Genomic DNA, 21,083 nt, shown 5'->3' with positions numbered 1-21,083 from the left:
TCGCCTCCTACAAATTGCTCAATTGCTTGCGAAGAGCTTCTCGCCCTCGGTGTATACGCGTCTTTACCGTTCCTAACGGCAAATCCAAAATTTCACTAATTTCCGTGAGTGGCAATTCTTCAATATACTTTAATACAATAGCCGCACGGTACTTATCCGGCAAGCGGCTGATTTCGTACTGTACCCGCTCTTGAACTTCCATCCTCATTAACTCTTCTTCTGGAAGTTCATCCTCATTGGCAATTTTCGAATACATATTCAAGCCTTCCGTCCCGCGCACTTCAGCATCCAAATGATAATCCGGCTTTTTCTTACGGATTCGGTCGATGCATAAATTGGTGGCGATGCGGTATAACCAAGTCGAAAATTTCCGATTCTGATCAAACGTGTGAATATTAACGTACGCACGCATAAAAGCTTCTTGAGCAATATCTTCTGCTTCCTGCTTATTCCCAAGCATTCGGTAGCAAATATGATAAAGCTGATGCTGGTAAAGCTCCACGATTTCGGCGAATGCGTTCTGATCGCCTTTTATTACTTTTACTATTCGTTTATTCACTAACGCATCCATGATCTCATTTCCCTCCGCCTATGCGGCTGTACTTTATATACGTATCTTTATTGAAAAAGTTTCAATTATTTTTCCTTATTCTATCGTATCAGAAAATACCCAAATAAATCCAACTAATTTTCTAACGATTATGATTTTAAAAAGTTGCTAGTTTTAGCTAGTTTTATTTTTTGTAACTAAAACATTAGTAAAGGTGGATCCACCCGGTAAATAAGAGTAGCATCACACTAAAAAAAAGACTGCAGACAACTCAACAAGATTGAGTTTGTCTGCAGTCTAACACCTAACTTACAATAATTTTTCACCGAACAATGAGCCGATTAACGCAACTGCTACATCAGCTGTTTTGTTTTTCTCGTCAAGAATCGGGTTTACTTCTACAAATTCAGCAGATGTAATGATGTTTGCATCATACAACATTTCCATTGCTAAATGACTTTCACGATAGCTAATGCCGCCTGGAACTGGTGTTCCAACGCCTGGTGTATACATCGGATCAATTCCATCAAGATCTAATGATAAGTGAACCGCATCTGTGTTGCGCTCTTCTTTCAAATAACGAATTGAATCTTCGATTACTGCATGCATGCCCATTTTGTCAATTTCGTGCATGCTGTAAACGCGAATGCCATGTTCTTTGATTAATTCACGCTCACCTGGGTCTACTGATCGAGCTCCGATGATAACAATGTTTTCAGGTTTCACTTTTGGTGAATACCCGCGAATGTTCGTTAATTTTTCATGACCATGTCCAAAGCTTGCTGCAAGCGGCATGCCGTGGATATTACCTGATGGTGATGTATCGCTCGTGTTCATATCTGCGTGTGCATCATACCAAATAACGCCTAAGTTTTCGTGACGTTCTGAAATTCCAGCAAGTGTACCAATGGCAATACTGTGATCGCCGCCTAGTACTAATGGAAAATTCCCAGCTTCTGCTACGTTAAATACTTTATCACCAAGTGCTTCTGTTGCTTCAGTAATCGCTTTCAAATTACGTAAATTTGTTTCGGTATCTACACTGCCGTCTGTTTGACCAATCTGGATGTCCCCTTCATCTGTAACGTGATGGCCTAACTCTTCGATGCGGTCTACAACACCTGCATAGCGGATAGCGCTTGGTCCCATATCAACACCACGACGATTTTGACCGTGGTCCATTGGAACTCCGATAATAGAAATATTTAATTTATTCATTATTTTATACCCCCTTAGCAAGATAGACTTATTGTACCCGCTAAGGTCTATTTGGCTCAACCTAACATTTTTACGTATATTTATTCGCTTTTTTCGCCAAATCTTTTTTCACTTTTGGCCACTCTTCATCGATAATTGAGTACACGACAGCATCTCTAGGTTTACCATTGGACCGAATTCGTTCATTTCGCAGCACACCTTCTTTAACTGCTCCAATGCGTTCAATCGCCTTCTGCGAGCGTACATTTTCAGCATCTGTCTTAAACTGAACACGGATCATGCCACGTTCTTCAAAACAATAGCTGAGCAATGCTCGCTTAACTGTTGTATTGACATGCGTTCGCTGTGCTGACTGCGCATAAAATGTCGCACCGATTTCACAGCTTTTATTGGTTTCGTCAATTGCATATATGCGTGTTGTTCCGAAAACTTCTGCTGTTTCCGGGTTTTCTACCGCAAAAATAAGTACATTCGACTGGTTCATTCCCGCTTCTAACCAGGCCACCATATCTTCAAAAACTTCGACTTGATTAAGCATATGCTCAAAAATTTTGGGCGTATACAAAGCCCACAACGCTTCAAAATCATCTCTTTTTAATAACCGTAAACGAATGCCATCTGACTCAATAATCATCCCGATCTCTCCTTTTTAAGTAAAGTATACCGACTGGATGCGCTTTAAAAAATCTTGCTCTAGTGCACCCATTTGTTTCGCTAAAAAATAAGTAGAGACTGTGGGGAGGGGAAACAGATCGAAATGTGCTTCCATTAAGCGACCTTCCACCAATTCCCGTCGAACCATGGATTTTGGCAAAAACGATATGCCGAGTCCTTCTTGAATAAAGCGTTTCACAATATGTGCTTGTGTCACTTTCATCGTTCGCACTCCCGGTATGTGTAGACGTAATTTCTCTAATAATTCTTCCCAAAAAACAGGATGATGATGAGTAAACAAAATCGATTTCCGCAAGGTCTCCTCTATTGAAATCGCTGGTCCTGTTTCATCATCATAAGCATCTCTTGGCAAAATAAATAGCAGTGGGTCTTCATATACAACAAACGGTTCAATCGTGCGACCAATAGGTGGCAAAGCAGAAATTCCAGCAGATACTTCCTCTGCTTCAACCAAATCTTCTATAGCTTCTGATTCTTCTACACGGATTACTAGCTCAACTTCCGGATGTTGTTCTGTAAAGGAGCGTAGTACATAAGGTAAAACCGTTTCTGCCATTAAAGGAGAAATCGCCAATGTCCATTTCTTCCGGTAGCCTTGCGCAAAAGCATGTAATTCTTCCACACTACCATCTAATTGCTTCAATACATTTTCGGCTTTTTCTTTAAAATGCCTGCCTTCTTCTGTTAAAGATACCCGGTTATGGCTACGCTTAAATAAAAGAAGCCCTAAATTTTCTTCCAATAATCGAATGTGAACTGTTACACTAGGCTGCGACATCAACAGACGCTCTGACGTTTTTCTGAAATTCAAGGTTTCTGCCGCATCCACGAAGGTTCTCAACCATTGAACTTCCATAACATCCCTCATCTCGATTAATATTCTTAATTGTCTTAATTATATATCTTTAATTTTTATTATCAATCTGTAGGAGTAAACTAAAAGAAAAGGAGGAATTCACATGTTTCAAAAAGGATTGAAAGGTGTAGTAGCTGTTCAAACTGCGATTGCTTCTGTAGACGGGGACTTAGGCGAATTACGCTATCGTGGAGAACTTGTAGAAATGGTTATCCAAGGAAAATCATTTGAGGAAACAGCTTATTTTCTTTGGTATGGTCAATCGCCAAACAATCAACAATTAAAAGAACTTCAACACCAATTGCTTTTTTACCGCCAACTACCTGCGCATATTGTTCAAATTACGCAGCTTTTACCAAAAGAAATCTCTTTGATGGATGCCATGCGGACATTGGTATCCGCTTATACACATACCAAATTTCAAACCTTATCACCTCAAGAGCAAGCCATTGCACTTACAGCAGCATTGCCGGTAATGACCGCAGCTTTTTACCGCATTCAAAACGGACAGCAACCCGTTGAGTCGAGAGATGATTTAGGACATACCGCTAACTATCTTTGGATGATCACCGAACAACAGCCTTCTGCTGTACAAACAGAAGCGCTCGAAACTTATTTAAAACTAACGATGGAACATGGCATGAATGCTTCGACTTTTGTAGCGCGTGTCACCATCTCGACCGAATCCGACTTAGTATCTGCCATTACTTCAGCTCTTGGAACGATGAAAGGTCCCCTTCACGGAGGTGCCCCGTCAGGCGTTATCGATTTACTAGATACGATAAAAACTGAAGAACGCATCGCTCCAGTTATTGAAGACAAGTTAAATCACGGGGACAAAATTATGGGCTTTGGTCACCGAGTTTACCGTACAGAAGATCCACGGTCCATCATCCTCCGAAAAAAATGCCTAGAGCTTCAAGGAGAAGATTCATGGCTCGATTTAGCAGTGACAGCAGAAGCTTATATCATTGAAAAGCTCAATGAACGCAAGCCCGGTCGCGCACTTTACACCAATGTAGAATTTTATGCAGCCGCGATTATGCGATCCATCGCGATGCCAACTCAATTATTCACACCAACTTTCAGTGTGGCGCGCATCGTGGGATGGACAGCTCATACACTTGAACAACAAGAAAATAACGTCATCTTTCGCCCACAGTCCGAATACATCGGAACCTAAAAAAAACCCGTATCCAAATGAATGGATACGGGTTTTTTACACATGGATAGTACAAATACACATGGAACAATGGAGCCTAGGGGGCTCGAACCCCTGACCTCGTCACTGCCAGCGACGCGCTCTCCCAGCTGAGCTAAGGCCCCGCGCTGAACAGGCGCAAGGATGTTAAAAGAATGAGCCATGAAGGATTCGAACCTTCGACCCTCTGATTAAAAGTCAGATGCTCTACCAGCTGAGCTAATGGCTCATAATAAAAAATGGCTGGGGTACCTGGATTCGAACCAGGGCATGACGGGATCAAAACCCGTTGCCTTACCGCTTGGCTATACCCCATCGGTACTGATAATAAAACTGGTGGTGGGGGGCAGATTCGAACTGCCGAACCCGAAGGAGCGGATTTACAGTCCGCCGCGTTTAGCCACTTCGCTACCCCACCGTATAAAGTTATGAAAAAAATGGTGGAGGATGACGGGATCGAACCGCCGACCCTCTGCTTGTAAGGCAGATGCTCTCCCAGCTGAGCTAATCCTCCAAAATGGTGACCCCTACGGGATTCGAACCCGTGTTACCGCCGTGAAAGGGCGGTGTCTTAACCGCTTGACCAAGGGGCCTTGCATAATAAAATCGTTTATTTCATTTCCTATTAAAGAAACTCTGTAAAAAAACAAAAGCTTCCAACCGGATTCGAACCGGTGACCTCTTCCTTACCATGGAAGCACTCTACCTGCTGAGCTATGGAAGCAAGGTAAAAGAATCATTAGGAATAAAAAATAAACATAGAATAGCCCAGCGACGTCCTACTCTCACAGGGGGAAACCCCCAACTACCATCGGCGCAAAAGAGCTTAACTGCCGTGTTCGGGATGGGAACGGGTGTGGCCTCTTTGCCATCATCACTGGACTATTTAGTTGAGTGCTTGTTCACTCAAAACTGGATAAACGACATTGGAACGTGCAAGTCTTCGCGTACTTTGTTTTGGTTAAGTCCTCGATCGATTAGTATTCGTCAGCTGCACATGTCGCCACGCTTCCACCTCGAACCTATCTACCTCATCGTCTTTGAGGGATCTTACTTGCTTGCGCAATGGGAAATCTCATCTTGAGGGGGGCTTCGTGCTTAGATGCTTTCAGCACTTATCCCGGCCACACATAGCTACCCAGCGATGCCCTTGGCAGAACAACTGGTACACCAGCGGTGTGTCCATCCCGGTCCTCTCGTACTAAGGACAGCTCCTCTCAAATTTCCTGCGCCCGCGACGGATAGGGACCGAACTGTCTCACGACGTTCTGAACCCAGCTCGCGTACCGCTTTAATGGGCGAACAGCCCAACCCTTGGGACCGACTACAGCCCCAGGATGCGATGAGCCGACATCGAGGTGCCAAACCTCCCCGTCGATGTGGACTCTTGGGGGAGATAAGCCTGTTATCCCCGGGGTAGCTTTTATCCGTTGAGCGATGGCCCTTCCATGCGGAACCACCGGATCACTAAGCCCGTCTTTCGACCCTGCTCGACATGTACGTCTCGCAGTCAAGCTCCCTTCTGCCTTTACACTCTTCGAATGATTTCCAACCATTCTGAGGGAACCTTTGGGCGCCTCCGTTACTCTTTAGGAGGCGACCGCCCCAGTCAAACTGCCCGCCTGACACTGTCTCCCAAGCCGATCAGGCTTGTGGGTTAGAATTTCAATACAACCAGGGTAGTATCCCACTGACGCCTCCTCCGAAGCTGGCGCTCCGGAATCTAAGGCTCCTACCTATCCTGTACAAGTTGCACCAAAATTCAATATCAGGCTACAGTAAAGCTCCACGGGGTCTTTCCGTCCTGTCGCGGGTAACCTGCATCTTCACAGGTACTATAATTTCACCGAGTCTCTCGTTGAGACAGTGCCCAGATCGTTACGCCTTTCGTGCGGGTCGGAACTTACCCGACAAGGAATTTCGCTACCTTAGGACCGTTATAGTTACGGCCGCCGTTTACTGGGGCTTCAATTCGCACCTTCGCTTGCGCTAAGCACTCCTCTTAACCTTCCAGCACCGGGCAGGCGTCAGCCCCTATACGTCACCTTACGGTTTTGCAGAGACCTGTGTTTTTGCTAAACAGTCGCCTGGGCCTATTCACTGCGGCTCTCTCGGGCTATACACCCTACCAGAGCACCCCTTCTCCCGAAGTTACGGGGTCATTTTGCCGAGTTCCTTAACGAGAGTTCACTCGCTCACCTTAGAATTCTCTTCTCGCCTACCTGTGTCGGTTTGCGGTACGGGCACCTCCCGCCTCGCTAGAGGCTTTTCTTGGCAGTGTGAAATCAGGGACTCTAAGGGTAAACCCTCTTGCCATCACAGCTCAACGTATCAGGAATGGGATTTGCCTCATTCCACGCCTCACTGCTTGGACGTGCACAACCAACGGCACGCTCTCCTTATCCTTCTGCGTCCCCCCATTGCTCAAACGGCGGGGAGGTGGTACAGGAATATCAACCTGTTGTCCATCGTCTACGCCTATCGGCCTCGACTTAGGTCCCGACTAACCCTGAGCGGACGAGCCTTCCTCAGGAAACCTTAGGCATTCGGTGGACGGGATTCTCACCCGTCTTTCGTTACTCATACCGGCATTCTCACTTCTAAGCGCTCCACCAGTCCTTCCGGTCTGACTTCAACGCCCTTAGAACGCTCTCCTACCACGGATCTCTTACGAGATCCATCCACAGCTTCGGTAATCCGTTTAGCCCCGGTACATTTTCGGCGCAGTGTCACTCGACCAGTGAGCTATTACGCACTCTTTAAATGATGGCTGCTTCTAAGCCAACATCCTGGTTGTCTAAGCAACGCCACATCCTTTTCCACTTAACGGATATTTGGGGACCTTAGCTGGTGGTCTGGGCTGTTTCCCTCTTGACTACGGATCTTATCACTCGCAGTCTGACTCCCAAGCATAAATCACTGGCATTCGGAGTTTGTCTGAATTCGGTAACCCGGGATGGGCCCCTAGTCCAAACAGTGCTCTACCTCCAGGATTCTCTATCTTGAGGCTAGCCCTAAAGCTATTTCGGAGAGAACCAGCTATCTCCAGGTTCGATTGGAATTTCTCCGCTACCCACACCTCATCCCCGCACTTTTCAACGTGCGTGGGTTCGGGCCTCCAGTAAGTGTTACCTTACCTTCACCCTGGACATGGGTAGATCACCTGGTTTCGGGTCTACAACTACATACTCTGGCGCCCTATTCAGACTCGCTTTCGCTGCGGCTCCGCCTTCTCAGCTTAACCTTGCATGTAATCGTAACTCGCCGGTTCATTCTACAAAAGGCACGCCATCACCCATTAACGGGCTTTGACTACTTGTAGGCACACGGTTTCAGGATCTATTTCACTCCCCTTCCGGGGTGCTTTTCACCTTTCCCTCACGGTACTGGTTCACTATCGGTCACTAGGAAGTATTTAGCCTTGGGAGATGGTCCTCCCAGATTCCGACGGAATTTCACGTGTTCCGCCGTACTCAGGATCCACTCTGGAGGGGTAAGGTTTTCGGCTACGGGGCTGTTACCCGCTGCGGCGGACCGTTCCAGGTCGCTTCGCCTAATCCTACCTTTTGTAACTCCGTATAGAGTGTCCTACAACCCCAAGAGGCAAGCCTCTTGGTTTGGGCTGATCCCGTTTCGCTCGCCGCTACTCAGGGAATCGCATTTGCTTTCTCTTCCTCCAGGTACTTAGATGTTTCAGTTCCCTGGGTCTGCCTTCTCATGTGCTATAGATTCACACATGGATACTACTCGATTAAAAGTAGTGGGTTCCCCCATTCGGAAATCTCCGGATCACAGCTCACTTACAGCTCCCCGAAGCATATCGGTGTTAGTGCCGTCCTTCTTCGGCTCCTAGTGCCAAGGCATCCACCGTGCGCCCTTTCTAACTTAACCAATGGTTAATTAAAAAGTTGTGACAAAAATTGTCACGCGTACTTGAATTTCTTGCATATTGTTTCAATGTCGTTTTATCCAGTTTTCAAAGAACAAGTTTGAAAGTCACAAAAAAAGGCGTTGCCGCCTGAAGGTGAACCTTCAAAACTGAACGCAAAACGTCAACCCCGGAGCGCCTAGGGCGCCCGGTTCCGAATTTATCCTTAGAAAGGAGGTGATCCAGCCGCACCTTCCGATACGGCTACCTTGTTACGACTTCACCCCAATCATCCGTCCCACCTTCGGCGGCTGGCTCCACAAGGGTTACCTCACCGACTTCGGGTGTTACAAACTCTCGTGGTGTGACGGGCGGTGTGTACAAGGCCCGGGAACGTATTCACCGTGGCATGCTGATCCACGATTACTAGCGATTCCGGCTTCATGCAGGCGAGTTGCAGCCTACAATCCGAACTGAGAACGGTTTTATGGGATTGGCTCCCCCTCGCGGGTTGGCAACCCTTTGTACCGTCCATTGTAGCACGTGTGTAGCCCAGGTCATAAGGGGCATGATGATTTGACGTCATCCCCACCTTCCTCCGGTTTGTCACCGGCAGTCACCTTAGAGTGCCCAACTGAATGCTGGCAACTAAGATCAAGGGTTGCGCTCGTTGCGGGACTTAACCCAACATCTCACGACACGAGCTGACGACAACCATGCACCACCTGTCACCACTGTCCCCGAAGGGAAAAGTGTATCTCTACACCGGTCAGTGGGATGTCAAGACCTGGTAAGGTTCTTCGCGTTGCTTCGAATTAAACCACATGCTCCACCGCTTGTGCGGGCCCCCGTCAATTCCTTTGAGTTTCAGCCTTGCGGCCGTACTCCCCAGGCGGAGTGCTTAATGCGTTAGCTGCAGCACTAAGGGGCGGAAACCCCCTAACACTTAGCACTCATCGTTTACGGCGTGGACTACCAGGGTATCTAATCCTGTTTGCTCCCCACGCTTTCGCGCCTCAGCGTCAGTTACAGACCAGAAAGTCGCCTTCGCCACTGGTGTTCCTCCACATCTCTACGCATTTCACCGCTACACATGGAATTCCACTTTCCTCTTCTGCACTCAAGTTCTCCAGTTTCCAATGACCCTCCACGGTTGAGCCGTGGGCTTTCACATCAGACTTAAAGAACCGCCTGCGCGCGCTTTACGCCCAATAATTCCGGACAACGCTTGCCACCTACGTATTACCGCGGCTGCTGGCACGTAGTTAGCCGTGGCTTTCTGGTGAGGTACCGTCAAGGTACCAGTAGTTAGTTGGTACTTGTTCTTCCCTCACAACAGAGTTTTACGATCCGAAAACCTTCGTCACTCACGCGGCGTTGCTCCGTCAGACTTTCGTCCATTGCGGAAGATTCCCTACTGCTGCCTCCCGTAGGAGTCTGGGCCGTGTCTCAGTCCCAGTGTGGCCGATCACCCTCTCAGGTCGGCTACGCATCGTCGCCTTGGTAGGCCATTACCCCACCAACTAGCTAATGCGCCGCGGGCCCATCCTGCAGTGACAGCCGAAACCGTCTTTCCGTGCAGCCTCAGGAGAGGCCGCAAACTATTCGGTATTAGCACCGGTTTCCCGGAGTTATCCCGATCTGCAGGGCAGGTTGCCCACGTGTTACTCACCCGTCCGCCGCTAAACCAGAAGGAGCAAGCTCCTCTGGTTCCGCTCGACTTGCATGTATTAGGCACGCCGCCAGCGTTCGTCCTGAGCCAGGATCAAACTCTCCATTATAGAGTAGTGTTGATTGCTCAATACTGCTGGCGTATCGCCGTCCGAAGACGCACGATTCGCTTTGATCTACTTGCGTTGATCAGTAAGTTTTGCGCGGGCCGTTTTGCGCGACCGTTGCGTTTTGTTGACGTTTTGCTGTTCAGTTTTCAAGGTTCAAGTTGTTGATGTTGTGTGCCGCCGTTTTGTTTATGTTGTTCGTTGTTGCTTGGCGACTTTTATTATATTAAAGCATGTTTATATTCCTGTCAACACTTTCACGAAAGTTTTTCTCAAAAACTTCTTTTCCCTTCTGTATCCCAAGTTTTCCACCCCTATCGAAAGTTCTCCGCCCTTACAGCCGCCTACTTTCTCTTAAGAACAAGCTAACTTTTAAAAAAACAAAAAAATCACCTGTCCACTTCGCTAAAACTAGTGGCCAGATGATTTTCCCAAAAAACTTTCCTATGCTTTTACTTTTCTTACAGCGCGGCGCTCTTCTAATTTTTGACGATCCACATCGGACTGTGCGTTGTATTTCGGCAATATCAAAAGCTGATACGCATTTACCGCTAAGAATGGAAATAGTAATAACGTAACCCAGCTGTCAATATTTCCTGCTTCTACCATTAACGCAGGAAGCCATTCTACTGTTGTTATTACAATCATAAAGAACAACGCAGAAATAAATGTTTCCTTGTTTGTCCATTTCGCTTTAATATAAGCTGTCACAACTCCAGTAACGATTAAAATCGTCAATAGAATTCCGTATAACCAAAATTGCTCTGTTGTTTGCGCATTAGGAGCAAAACGAAATAAAATTAAATCCGCAATAACCACTACAATAATTAAAACTTGCACCCAGTTCCATAAGCGCAACGTGCGGAAAATGTTCATCCCGATTTGGTGGACCGTTAAGTAAGCAAAGAAACAGAGTTGGCTAATGATACTCATCGTTAAACCGATAATGACTAGCCAAACAAATCCCGCTAAAAATTCTCCCCATTGTCCATTACTAAATGGTTCTGCAAATATATCTTCCCAGCGAACGAATAATCCAACTACCCCTGTTACAATTCCACCTATTAAAAGAGCTTTAAAGAAAAACTTAACCCAGTTTCGTATTGTCAATTGAATGCCTCCGTTATTTAAAGTTCTTTTAAGATTGTACCAACCGGCTATTGAAAAATCCATTCACTATAACCGATAGATTGTGAACAAACCTCGAATATCAAAGCTTTGTTACTGAATCGCCACATCCTATATTAACCCACTTAAAAATAACAGCCCGGAAACCAATATAGGCTTCCGGGCTGTTCAAGCTTTTATTTTTTATCAGCGAATTGTTTAATCACTTGATTCGCGATGTCTTCATAAATTTTCCCTGTCGGATGATCTTCTAGGTAGACCGATGGAGCAAAGTCTTCTTCGTTCCAGTCAGGCTGGCCCATTGGAATCTGTCCGAGTAGCGGTGTACGTAATTCTTCTGACAGTTTCGGTCCGCCTCCTTGGCCAAAGAGGTATTCTCTCTTACCAGTCTCTGCGCTCTCAAACCATGACATGTTTTCGATAACACCCAATACTTCATGGTCGGTTTGAATTGCCATTGCTCCAGCACGAGCTGCGACGAATGCTGCAGTCGGGTGCGGTGTCGTGATCACGATTTCTTTAGAAGCCGGAAGCATTTGGTGAATGTCGAGTGCAACATCTCCTGTGCCTGGTGGTAAGTCCAATAGAAGGTAATCCAATTCTCCCCACTCTACATCGCGGAAAAATTGATCCAACACTTTCCCAAGCATCGGTCCACGCCATACAACTGGCATATTGTCTTCTACGAAAAAGCCCATCGAAATAACTTTTACTCCGAATCGCTCAACCGGAATAATCGTTTGGCCGCGAACAACTGGAGATTTATCAATCCCCATCATATCCGGCACACTAAAGCCGTAGATATCCGCATCGATCAATCCCACTTTTTTACCTAGACGCGCTAACGCAATCGCTAAGTTGACAGACACAGTTGATTTACCAACGCCGCCTTTACCACTAGCGATCGAAATAAATTCTACTTTGTTTAATGGCGACAATAAATCTTGTGCTTCTGATTCGTCCACCGTTCCACGGAACTTCGCTAACGCTTCAGGAGGAAGCTCTTCAAAACGGATACCAACAGACCCCGCTCCGGCTCCTTTTAATACCTCGACAACTTTCATCTGAAGTTGCATTTGTTCCGGTGTGTTTGTTTTGGCAATTGCCACTTTCACACTGACGTGTTTTTTCTCTTCTTTGATCGTTACAGACGTAATACCTTCTGTTTCCGTTAACGATCTATGTAAAAACGGATCTTCTAATGTTCCGAGTAATTCGCGTACTTGTTCTTCAGTTAACATATCGATACACTCCCTATCAATTTTGCTCAACATAAAGTATAGCACAGCAAATACTATTTTTAATCTATTCAGCCTTATAAGAATAGAGCATTTATTGCTCTATTCTTTGAAAACCTATTTCCATTTCTACATTCAAACAAATCGAAAAATCTCAATAAAAAAAGCACTTCCCGAATTTCTTCGGAAAGTGCTTTGTAAACGAAAATCGAAATTAACGTTTTGAGAACTGAGGTGCGCGACGTGCTGATTTAAGACCTGGTTTCTTACGTTCTTTCATACGTGGGTCACGTGTTAACAACCCAGCAGATTTCAACGCAGGACGGAATGCAGGGTCTACAGTTAGTAGAGCGCGTGCGATACCGTGACGGATTGCTCCGGCTTGGCCTGTGAATCCACCACCGTTTACGTTTACTAGGATGTTGTAGCTTCCTAGAGTTTCCGTAGCAACTAGTGGCTGTTTGATGATTTGTTGTAATGTTTCGTAAGGAACGTAGTCTGCTACGTCACGGTTGTTAATTGTAATTGTGCCGTCACCCGGTACTAAACGTACGCGAGCTGTTGAGTTTTTACGACGACCTGTGCCAATATATTGAACTTGTGCCAAAGGTGTATCCTCCTCTTATTTACTAATTATTAACCGCGAAGTTGGTAAGTTTCCGGTTGTTGTGCTTGGTGGTTATGTTCAGAGCCAGCATAGACATGCAGCTTTTTGAACGTTTGACGACCTAAAGAGTTTTTAGGAAGCATCCCTTTAATAGCCAATTCAAGCATTTTTGTTGGGTATTTTGTGCGCATTTCAAGTGCAGTACGTTGTTTCAATCCACCCGTGTATTGTGTGTGACGGTAGTAGATTTTGTCAGTAAGTTTTTTACCTGTAAGGTGAATCTTTTCAGCGTTGATGATGATTACGTGATCACCAGTGTCAACGTTTGGTGTGAATGTTGGTTTGTATTTTCCACGTAAGATTGAAGCGACTTCAGAAGCTAAACGTCCAAGAGTTTGCCCTTCTGCATCGACAACCAACCATTTACGCTCTACTTCGTGACCTTTAGCCATGAATGTTGTACGCATGTATATTGTCCTCCTAATAAATCGTCTCTTTTTAATATCATTTACAGTGTTCCGCTGTTCCGTTTTTTCGTTATCCCTTAACACAAATAACCTTCCGGGGCATATCGTGGGGGTAATGAAAATACCATACATCATGTTATAACGAAAATCATCAAAAGTCAAGGGCTTTTCTAAAAACACCAGGAAAAGTTGCTTCAGCTCCTATACATCACGTTTTCCAAGTAAAGACCATGAGCTGGAGCTGTTATCCCGGCAGCATCTCTGTCGGCTGCAGCTACAATTTCCTCGAGCTCCTCAGCTTTTCTTCTACCCATGCCAACTTCCGCTAAGGTTCCCGCAATAATTCGAACCATGTTGTATAAAAATCCAGTTCCTTCTATAATCATGTGCAACTCATTGCCGTGTTCTTCAAAGTCTAATCGCCTTACTGTTCGAACTTTATCAACTACGGCTGTATTGGCTGCACAAAAACTAGAAAAGTCATGCGTACCAATGATTGCTTGAGAAGCATTTTTCATAGCTTCGACATTTAATGGTTGCTTAACATGAACCATCAAACTACGCGTAAATGGACTGATGATTTGACTCCGATCCCATTTGTAACGGTATGTTTTGCCCGTCGTATGATAACGCGCATGAAAAGATGTATCTACTTCTTCAATCGAGTTGACCCGAATATCCTCCGGCAACAAGACATTAAGCGCCTTTAACCAGCCACTTATCGGAATCGACAGTTCTGTATCAAAATGAATAACTTGACCCGTCGCATGAACTTTAGCATCTGTTCGGCCACTCGCTACCACTTGAACCACTTTTCCTTTATGGATGGTCTCTAGCACTTTCATTAATTCAAGTTGCACCGTACGTGAATCGGGCTGTACTTGATAACCTGCAAATCCCGAACCGTCATATGCAATGGTCGCTTTTAATCGTTTCATAATTACTCTCCTTATAGACGGAAATAGACCAGTATTCCCGCAAGACCCGCCAGTACCACTAAACTTAAGCTATCTATTAAGCGCCAATTTAACTGGCGATAACGCGTTCTGCCTTCGCCACCGCGATAACCTCGAACTTCCATTGCCGTAGCAAGGTCCTCTGCTCGTTTAAAGGCACTAACAAACAATGGGATCAATAATGGAACAACTGCTTTTATACGCTCTTTCACTGGACCTGAGCCGATATCTGAACCTCTAGCCATTTGTGCCTTTAAGATCTTTCCGGTTTCATCCATTAAAGTCGGGATAAAGCGCAACGAAATAGACATCATTAAAGCCAGTTCATGGACAGGCAATTTAACTCGCTTGAATGGCCCAAGCAACACTTCAATGCCATCTGTGATTGAAATTGGTGAGGTCGTCAACGTTAAAATACTCGTGATAAACACCAATACTAAAAAGCGAATCGAAATGAATATCCCTTGCCGCAATCCTTCTTCGTAAATTTTAATAAACCCGATATCCACTAATAACTCCCCTTCGCGTGTAAAGAATATATGAAGAAGAAACGTGAAAATCAGTAAAATAAAGACCGGTTTTAAGCCATTTATTAAAAAATACAAGCGAATTTTAGATAAGAATACGACCAATAAAGTAAAACCTAGTAGAATACCGTACGTCATCGCGCTATTTGCGATAAAGACAATAGCAATAAAGACAAAGACAAACGAAATCTTTGCTCGCGGGTCCATTCGGTGAATCAAGGAGTCTCCAGGAATAAAACGGCCAAAAATCATTTTCTCCATCATTCGGAATCACGCCCTTCCGATAAAGCAAGCGCAATGTTTTTAGCCAATGCTTCTTCCGTCAATGAAATTGAATCGAGCTTAATGCCCAATTTTTCTTCGAACTTCTGTTGAAGACGAATAGTCCGTGGCGGTTCTAGCCGGTAGTCCCGTAACTGCTCTTCATTTGAAAAGATTTCTACAGACTCGCCTGTAACCACACAACGGCCGTTGTGCATGATTGCAACGTTATCTGCGTAACGCGCTGCATCTTCCATGCTATGAGTCACTAAGACTGTCGTCAGTCCTTTTTCAATATGAAGCCTATGAAACAAATCCATGATTTCACGGCGTCCGCGTGGATCTAGTCCCGCTGTTGGCTCATCAAGCACTAAAACATCTGGCTCCATTGCCAAAACACCGGCAATTGCTACACGGCGCATTTGCCCACCTGACAAATCAAACGGTGATTTTGTTAATACTTCTGGCGGTAACCCAAGTTGATCAACTAGCTCATGTGCTCGTCGACTCGCTTCTTCTTCTGATACACCATAATTTAATGGTCCGAACATAATATCTTTTAATACAGTTTCATCAAACAGTTGTTGTTCAGGAAATTGAAAAACAATCCCGACCTGACGACGCACATCACGTAAATTTTTCGCTTTCACTCCCGCTTTGATTTTACGCTCACCAATCATGACCGAACCTTCTGTTGGTTTTAACAACGCATTCAAATGCTGAAGAACCGTCGATTTTCCAGATCCGGTGTGGCCGATGATTGCCGTATAGGAACCAGAAGGGATATGCAGCGAAACATCAGTTAATGCTCGTTTTTCAAACGGCGTATCTTTTGCGTAACTATATCCTACTTCCTGGAGTAAAATGTCCATAGTTCATCCACCAATTCGTCTTCTGTCATATGTTCCCCTTGTAGCTCAACACCAACTTCGCGCAATAAATGTGTCATGCGCATTGAAAATGGCAAATCTAATCCTAAGTTCGTTAATTCGTTACTAGAAAGAAATACAGCTTCCGGCTTGCCTTCTAATTGTTTTTCGCCTGCATTCATTACCAAAATACGATCAGCGAGCGCCGCTTCTTCTAAATCATGCGTAATGGAGATAACCGTCAACCCTGTTGCTTTTCGAAGTTCACGAATGGTCTCGATTACTTCCATACGACCTTGAGGGTCGAGCATAGATGTTGCCTCGTCTAATATCAACAGCCGCGGACGCATCGCAAGCGCACCTGCGATTGCCACACGTTGCTTTTGACCACCCGATAAATGATGGGGTTCGTGATCGAGGTAATCAGCCATTTTTACTTGTTGCAGAGCCTCTTTTACACGAACCACCATTTCTTCATGTGGTACACCATTATTTTCTAACGCAAAAGCTACGTCATCTTGAACCGTCGCTCCTACAAATTGATTGTCTGGATTTTGAAATACCATGCCCATCTGAGAACGGATATCCCATAAACTTTCTTCTGTCATTAATTTCCCTATCGCTTCCACTTTACCAGTCTGTGGAAACAATAAGCCATTCATTAATTTGGCGATAGTCGATTTCCCTGAACCATTATGGCCAACTAAGGCAATCCACTCTCCATCTTGAATGGAAAACGATAAATCTTTCACGGCCGGTTTTACCGACTCGTCTTCTTGCATATATGTAAATGTCACATTTTCGAATGACAAAATAATCGAATTCATCTAAACTGACCTCCTCTAACACGTGCTTTGCTCTTCTCATCTCTACTCTACTGGTTTTTATGCGCGTTTGTAAAAGGGTAAATAAATAAAAAAAGCGCGCACCTCATTCAGAGAAATGCGCTTTTCTGTCTCTATGGCTTCCCCGGTTGCTTAAGCCAGGGTTGAATGAGGTGCGTAGAGCTAGACGAGACGCCGCCTTTCGGCTCGCTCATCATAACACTCAGCTTTTCATATTGTCGTATAAATCATAATGCTAAAAGAAGAGGGCTATTAACCCCCTTCGATTGATTAAACCAATTCGATAATAACGATAGGTGCGCCATCTCCGCGACGAGGCCCCATTTTCATAATGCGTGTGTAACCGCCTTGACGGTCAGCGTAACGTGGTGCAACATCATCAAACAATTTTTGCAATGCATAAGTTGTAGTTTCGTTGCCTTCAGCGTCTGCAGTTGTTACCAACTCACGGCGCATCCATGCTGCTGCTTTACGGCGAGCGTGAAGATCTCCACGTTTACCAAGTGTAATCATTTTTTCTACAGTCGAACGCACTTCTTTCGCACGAGCTTCAGTCGTTTGAATGCGTTCATGTACGATTAAGTCTGTTGTAAGGTCACGTAATAGTGCTTTACGTTGAGAACTTGTACGTTGAAGCTTTCTCATTGAAGTTTCCCTCCTTTGTTCAATAGTTCGGATCCGATCTTAACTCTCAGTCTTCTTTACGAAGTCCAAGGCCTAAATCTTCCAACTTCACTTTAACTTCTTCAAGTGATTTGCGTCCGAGGTTGCGTACTTTCATCATGTCGTCTTCCGACTTGCTTGCCAGTTCGTGTACCGTGTTGATACCCGCACGTTTTAAGCAGTTGTAAGATCGAACCGAAAGATCAAGTTCTTCGATAGTCATCTCTAATACTTTCTCTTTTTGGTCTTCTTCTTTTTCAACCATGATTTCAGCCGTTTGTGCCTCATCAGTTAATCCTACGAAGATATTTAAATGCTCAGTAAAAATCTTTGCCCCTAGTGCAATTGCCTCTTTTGGACCAATGCTGCCATCTGTCCAAACATCAAGAGATAATTTGTCGAAATGAGCTAGTTGACCCACACGAGTGTTTTCCACTTGGAAATTAACGCGTGAAACTGGAGTGTAAATAGAGTCAATCGGGATAACGCCAATCGGAAGATCTTCACGTTTGTTCTGATCTGCACGAGCATATCCACGGCCTCTGTTCGCATACATACGCATACGTAAGTGACCATTTTTAGCGATTGTTGCAATATATAGATCCGGATTCAGAATTTCCACGTCACTATCGTGCGTGATATCTGCAGCCGTAACCGTTCCATCACCTTTTACATCAATTTCAATGACTTTTTCTTCGTCAGAGTAAATTTTCAAAGCAAGCTTCTTGATATTCAAAATAATTGTTGCTACATCTTCTTCTACACCTTCAACAGTGGAGAATTCGTGTAGTACGCCATCAATTTGAATAGAAGTAACAGCTGCGCCAGGTAAAGATGAAAGTAAGATTCGACGTAAGGAGTTTCCTAAAGTGGTTCCATATCCACGCTCAAGAGGTTCAATAACAAATTTACCAAACTTGGCATTATTATCGATCTCAACCGTTTCAATCTTTGGTTTTTCTATTTCAAGCATTCATTTTACCCTCCTTCAAAACGTCGGTTTTTTTTCGTTTCATCAAGAATTCGATAGTCACAGACTTTCGCTACGATTCAGAACCCATCCAGTAAGTCGTGATGTTCAAAAATCCTATTCAGATTAACGATTATACGCGACGGCGTTTTGGCGGACGGCAACCGTTATGAGGTACTGGCGTTACATCTTTAATCGCTGTAACTTCTAGTCCAGCAGCTTGAAGCGCACGGATAGCAGCTTCACGTCCTGAACCAGGACCTTTAACTGTAACTTCTAGAGTTTTAAGACCATGCTCGATTGATGTTTTAGCAGCAGCTTCAGCAGCCATTTGAGCAGCGAAAGGAGTAGATTTACGTGAACCTCTAAATCCTAATGCACCTGCACTTGACCATGAAACAGCGTTACCCTGCATATCAGTGATAGTAACGATTGTGTTATTAAATGTTGAGCGGATGTGAGCAATACCAGATTCGATATTCTTTTTCACACGACGCTTACGAGTTTGTTGTTTACGTGCCATGTTAAGAAGAAACCTCCTTTACTGATTATTTTTTCTTGTTAGCTACAGTTTTACGAGGACCTTTACGCGTACGCGCATTATTCTTCGTATTTTGTCCGCGAACAGGTAGTCCACGGCGATGGCGAATTCCTCGGAAGCTAGCAATTTCCATCAAGCGTTTGATGTTCATTGAAACTTCACGGCGAAGGTCACCTTCGATTTTGTATTGATCTAATTGTTCACGGATATTGTTCAACTCATCTTCTGTAAGATCACGAACTCGTGTTTCTTCAGAGATACCAGCAGCAGAAAGAACTTTCTGAGCAGTTGTTTTACCAACACCGAAAATATATGTTAATGAAATAACAACGCGTTTGTCGCGCGGAATGTCAACACCAGCAATACGTGCCATGTGTGCGATGCACCTCCTTCATATTAGCCTTGTCTTTGTTTGTGTTTCGGATTTTCACAGATTACCATTACTTTACCGTTTCTGCGAATAACTTTACATTTTTCACAGATCGGTTTTACAGATGGTCTCACTTTCATCTAACCCAACCTCCTTAGTAGTCCGGAGTGCAAAAGATTATTTAAAACGGTATGTGATACGACCGCGTGTTAAATCATAAGGAGAAAGTTCCACTGTCACTTTATCTCCTGGCAGAATGCGGATGAAATGCATGCGAATCTTGCCTGATACGTGCGCAAGAATCGTATGACCGTTTTCCAATTCCACTTTAAACATCGCGTTAGGCAAAGTCTCAACGACAGTTCCTTCGATTTCGATTACATCGTCTTTCGCCATCGACCCAGTCTCCCTTCTGTATACAAATCAGGATCTCATCTTCAAACAGTATTTGCTGATTGAATAGTAGTAGTACATTCATTCACGAGAAATGCATGAGTGACATTTGAAAGACATTATCCGAGCTCCGCAGATTAGCGGGGCGGCATTAATCCAGCAAAGCCAGTCTGTCTCATGTATCCTCGACTGCCCGGACTGCCTTGGATGAGTTCCAAACCCGTTACACAGATGCTTCCACGAAACCCATTATACTAGTTTCGATAAATAATTGCACTAAAGTGCGTTTACATCGACTTTCATATCCTGAGCCTTGTATGCTTTTGCAGCTCTCGAAAATTCATATCTCCGGTGCTCCTTAAAGCCACATGGAGGCAACTAACTGCGCCCGGCGCCGGGGATTATCCTCGGTCGCCCTTTAGAAGAGCATCAATGTCAGCAAATACTTTTTTGATATCCTGCTGTCCATCTATATTTTCCAGCACGTTTTTGCTTTCATAGAAATCAAGAAGCGGCTGTGTTTGTTGCATATTTACTTCTAGACGCTTAGTGACGGTTTCAGGCTTATCATCTTCGCGCTGGTAGAGTTCTCCACCATCTTTGTCGCACACTCCAGCTGTTGCTGGTGGGTTAAACACAGTATGGTAAGCAGTTCCACAAACTTTACAGATCCATCGGCCTGTTAAACGTGCAATCAATTCGTCTTGTTCGACTTGGATATTTACGACATGCTCGATTCGCTTATCAAGATCGGCCAGAAGAGATTCTAACGCTTCAGCTTGAGGGACAGTACGTGGAAAGCCATCTAATAAGAAGCCTTTCTCCGTATCCTTCTCACTTAATCGCTCTCGGACAATGCCGATTGTCACTTCATCAGGCACTAAAGCACCTTGGTCCATGAATGACTTTGCTTTCAAGCCCAGTTCCGTTCCGCCTTTTATAGCAGCGCGAAACATGTCACCTGTAGAAATATGAGGGATGTCGTACTTCTTAACAATTTCGTCTGCTTGAGTACCTTTTCCGGCACCTGGTAGACCCATTAATACGATATTCATACGTTTTCCCCCTCAAACAATTGGACAAGAGACGCTTTCACGCCCCT

At 44.7% G+C, this 21,083-nt stretch carries 20 protein-coding genes, 7 tRNA genes and 3 rRNA genes; 1 reads left to right on the top strand and 29 read right to left on the bottom strand.

The window, feature by feature from the left end; all coding sequences use genetic code 11:
- Positions 1-7 precede the first annotated feature (7 nt).
- The 4 genes from sigW to BBI08_RS00900 form a co-directional block, all read right to left on the bottom strand.
- A complete protein-coding gene (gene sigW / locus BBI08_RS00915) occupies positions 8-571 on the bottom strand; it encodes an RNA polymerase sigma factor SigW (protein WP_008499191.1) in 564 nt (187 codons plus the stop codon).
- Positions 572-859: 288 nt separating this feature from the next.
- A complete protein-coding gene (gene rocF, locus BBI08_RS00910; protein WP_008499190.1) occupies positions 860-1,768 on the bottom strand; it encodes an arginase in 909 nt (302 codons plus the stop codon).
- Between the two features lie 70 nt (positions 1,769-1,838).
- The gene (locus BBI08_RS00905) at positions 1,839-2,402 is read right to left on the bottom strand and encodes a GNAT family N-acetyltransferase (protein WP_008499189.1); all 564 of its coding nucleotides are present in this window, start codon (positions 2,400-2,402) and stop codon (positions 1,839-1,841) included.
- Between the two features lie 15 nt (positions 2,403-2,417).
- Complete coding sequence (locus BBI08_RS00900; RefSeq protein WP_008499188.1) at positions 2,418-3,299, bottom strand: LysR family transcriptional regulator; 882 nt, start codon at positions 3,297-3,299, stop codon at positions 2,418-2,420.
- Between the two features lie 103 nt (positions 3,300-3,402).
- Between BBI08_RS00900 and BBI08_RS00895 the strand changes: the two genes are divergently transcribed.
- Entirely contained in the window at positions 3,403-4,482 is a 1,080-nt protein-coding gene (locus BBI08_RS00895; protein WP_008497658.1) for a citrate synthase/methylcitrate synthase, read from the top strand.
- Positions 4,483-4,552: 70 nt separating this feature from the next.
- Here the strand turns inward: BBI08_RS00895 and BBI08_RS00890 are convergent.
- The 25 genes from BBI08_RS00890 to BBI08_RS00770 all read right to left on the bottom strand — a co-directional run bounded on the left by BBI08_RS00890 (position 4,553) and on the right by BBI08_RS00770 (position 21,036).
- Positions 4,553-4,625: transfer RNA gene (locus BBI08_RS00890), tRNA-Ala, on the bottom strand.
- A 31-nt stretch (positions 4,626-4,656) separates the two neighbouring features.
- Positions 4,657-4,729, bottom strand: a tRNA-Lys gene (locus BBI08_RS00885).
- An 11-nt stretch (positions 4,730-4,740) separates the two neighbouring features.
- Positions 4,741-4,815, bottom strand: a tRNA-Gln gene (locus BBI08_RS00880).
- Between the two features lie 19 nt (positions 4,816-4,834).
- A tRNA-Tyr gene (locus BBI08_RS00875) sits at positions 4,835-4,918 on the bottom strand.
- Positions 4,919-4,938: 20 nt separating this feature from the next.
- Positions 4,939-5,014 (bottom strand) — tRNA-Val (locus BBI08_RS00870).
- 4 nt (positions 5,015-5,018) lie between these two features.
- Positions 5,019-5,093, bottom strand: a tRNA-Glu gene (locus BBI08_RS00865).
- 58 nt (positions 5,094-5,151) lie between these two features.
- Positions 5,152-5,224, bottom strand: a tRNA-Thr gene (locus tag BBI08_RS00860).
- 42 nt (positions 5,225-5,266) lie between these two features.
- A 5S ribosomal RNA gene (gene rrf / locus BBI08_RS00855) occupies positions 5,267-5,382 on the bottom strand.
- Positions 5,383-5,457: 75 nt separating this feature from the next.
- Positions 5,458-8,391, bottom strand: a 23S ribosomal RNA gene (locus BBI08_RS00850).
- Between the two features lie 207 nt (positions 8,392-8,598).
- A 16S ribosomal RNA gene (locus BBI08_RS00845) occupies positions 8,599-10,149 on the bottom strand.
- The 16S, 23S and 5S rRNA genes sit together here with 7 tRNA genes alongside, the layout of an rRNA operon.
- Positions 10,150-10,590: 441 nt before the next feature.
- On the bottom strand, positions 10,591-11,256 hold the full coding sequence (locus BBI08_RS00840) for a KinB-signaling pathway activation protein (protein ID WP_008497453.1): 666 nt from the start codon (positions 11,254-11,256) through the stop codon (positions 10,591-10,593).
- A 194-nt stretch (positions 11,257-11,450) separates the two neighbouring features.
- Positions 11,451-12,515: an Mrp/NBP35 family ATP-binding protein gene (locus tag BBI08_RS00835; protein ID WP_065528395.1), complete on the bottom strand. Its 1,065-nt coding sequence runs from the start codon at positions 12,513-12,515 to the stop codon at positions 11,451-11,453.
- A 211-nt stretch (positions 12,516-12,726) separates the two neighbouring features.
- Positions 12,727-13,119 (bottom strand): 30S ribosomal protein S9, encoded by a 393-nt coding sequence (gene rpsI, locus BBI08_RS00830; RefSeq protein WP_008432543.1) that lies wholly within the window; start codon positions 13,117-13,119, stop codon positions 12,727-12,729.
- Between the two features lie 29 nt (positions 13,120-13,148).
- Positions 13,149-13,586, bottom strand: a complete 438-nt coding sequence (rplM, locus tag BBI08_RS00825; RefSeq protein ID WP_008497451.1) for a 50S ribosomal protein L13 — start codon at positions 13,584-13,586, stop codon at positions 13,149-13,151.
- A gap of 194 nt (positions 13,587-13,780) precedes the next feature.
- Complete coding sequence (gene truA / locus BBI08_RS00820; RefSeq protein ID WP_008497450.1) at positions 13,781-14,524, bottom strand: tRNA pseudouridine(38-40) synthase TruA; 744 nt, start codon at positions 14,522-14,524, stop codon at positions 13,781-13,783.
- 11 nt (positions 14,525-14,535) lie between these two features.
- Complete coding sequence (locus BBI08_RS00815; RefSeq protein WP_008497449.1) at positions 14,536-15,333, bottom strand: energy-coupling factor transporter transmembrane component T family protein; 798 nt, start codon at positions 15,331-15,333, stop codon at positions 14,536-14,538.
- A complete protein-coding gene (locus tag BBI08_RS00810) occupies positions 15,330-16,202 on the bottom strand; it encodes an energy-coupling factor ABC transporter ATP-binding protein (RefSeq protein WP_040850765.1) in 873 nt (290 codons plus the stop codon). The genes BBI08_RS00815 and BBI08_RS00810 overlap by 4 nt, the downstream gene beginning before the upstream one ends.
- Positions 16,178-17,026, bottom strand: a complete 849-nt coding sequence (locus tag BBI08_RS00805) for an energy-coupling factor ABC transporter ATP-binding protein (RefSeq protein WP_040850764.1) — start codon at positions 17,024-17,026, stop codon at positions 16,178-16,180. Before BBI08_RS00805 ends, BBI08_RS00810 begins: the two co-directional genes overlap by 25 nt.
- A 288-nt stretch (positions 17,027-17,314) precedes the next feature.
- A complete protein-coding gene (rplQ, locus tag BBI08_RS00800) occupies positions 17,315-17,689 on the bottom strand; it encodes a 50S ribosomal protein L17 (RefSeq protein ID WP_008432531.1) in 375 nt (124 codons plus the stop codon).
- A gap of 46 nt (positions 17,690-17,735) precedes the next feature.
- Positions 17,736-18,680 carry a DNA-directed RNA polymerase subunit alpha gene (locus tag BBI08_RS00795; RefSeq protein WP_008432529.1) on the bottom strand — a complete coding sequence of 315 codons (945 nt, stop codon included), beginning with the start codon at positions 18,678-18,680 and terminating at the stop codon, positions 17,736-17,738.
- 130 nt (positions 18,681-18,810) lie between these two features.
- Positions 18,811-19,200, bottom strand: coding sequence for a 30S ribosomal protein S11 (gene rpsK, locus BBI08_RS00790; protein WP_008497448.1), 390 nt, complete (start codon positions 19,198-19,200; stop codon positions 18,811-18,813).
- 25 nt (positions 19,201-19,225) lie between these two features.
- Positions 19,226-19,591, bottom strand: coding sequence for a 30S ribosomal protein S13 (gene rpsM, locus BBI08_RS00785; RefSeq protein ID WP_006828952.1), 366 nt, complete (start codon positions 19,589-19,591; stop codon positions 19,226-19,228).
- Between the two features lie 23 nt (positions 19,592-19,614).
- Complete coding sequence (gene rpmJ, locus BBI08_RS00780) at positions 19,615-19,728, bottom strand: 50S ribosomal protein L36 (protein WP_006828951.1); 114 nt, start codon at positions 19,726-19,728, stop codon at positions 19,615-19,617.
- Between the two features lie 37 nt (positions 19,729-19,765).
- Positions 19,766-19,984 (bottom strand): translation initiation factor IF-1, encoded by a 219-nt coding sequence (gene infA / locus BBI08_RS00775; protein ID WP_006828950.1) that lies wholly within the window; start codon positions 19,982-19,984, stop codon positions 19,766-19,768.
- 398 nt (positions 19,985-20,382) lie between these two features.
- Positions 20,383-21,036 (bottom strand): adenylate kinase, encoded by a 654-nt coding sequence (locus BBI08_RS00770; protein WP_008497447.1) that lies wholly within the window; start codon positions 21,034-21,036, stop codon positions 20,383-20,385.
- Positions 21,037-21,083: the final 47 nt, after the last annotated feature.

Source organism: Planococcus halocryophilus, assembly GCF_001687585.2.
Taxonomy (GTDB): Bacteria; Bacillota; Bacilli; order Bacillales_A; family Planococcaceae; genus Planococcus; species Planococcus halocryophilus.
This window is presented reverse-complemented; position numbering and strand designations above follow the sequence as displayed.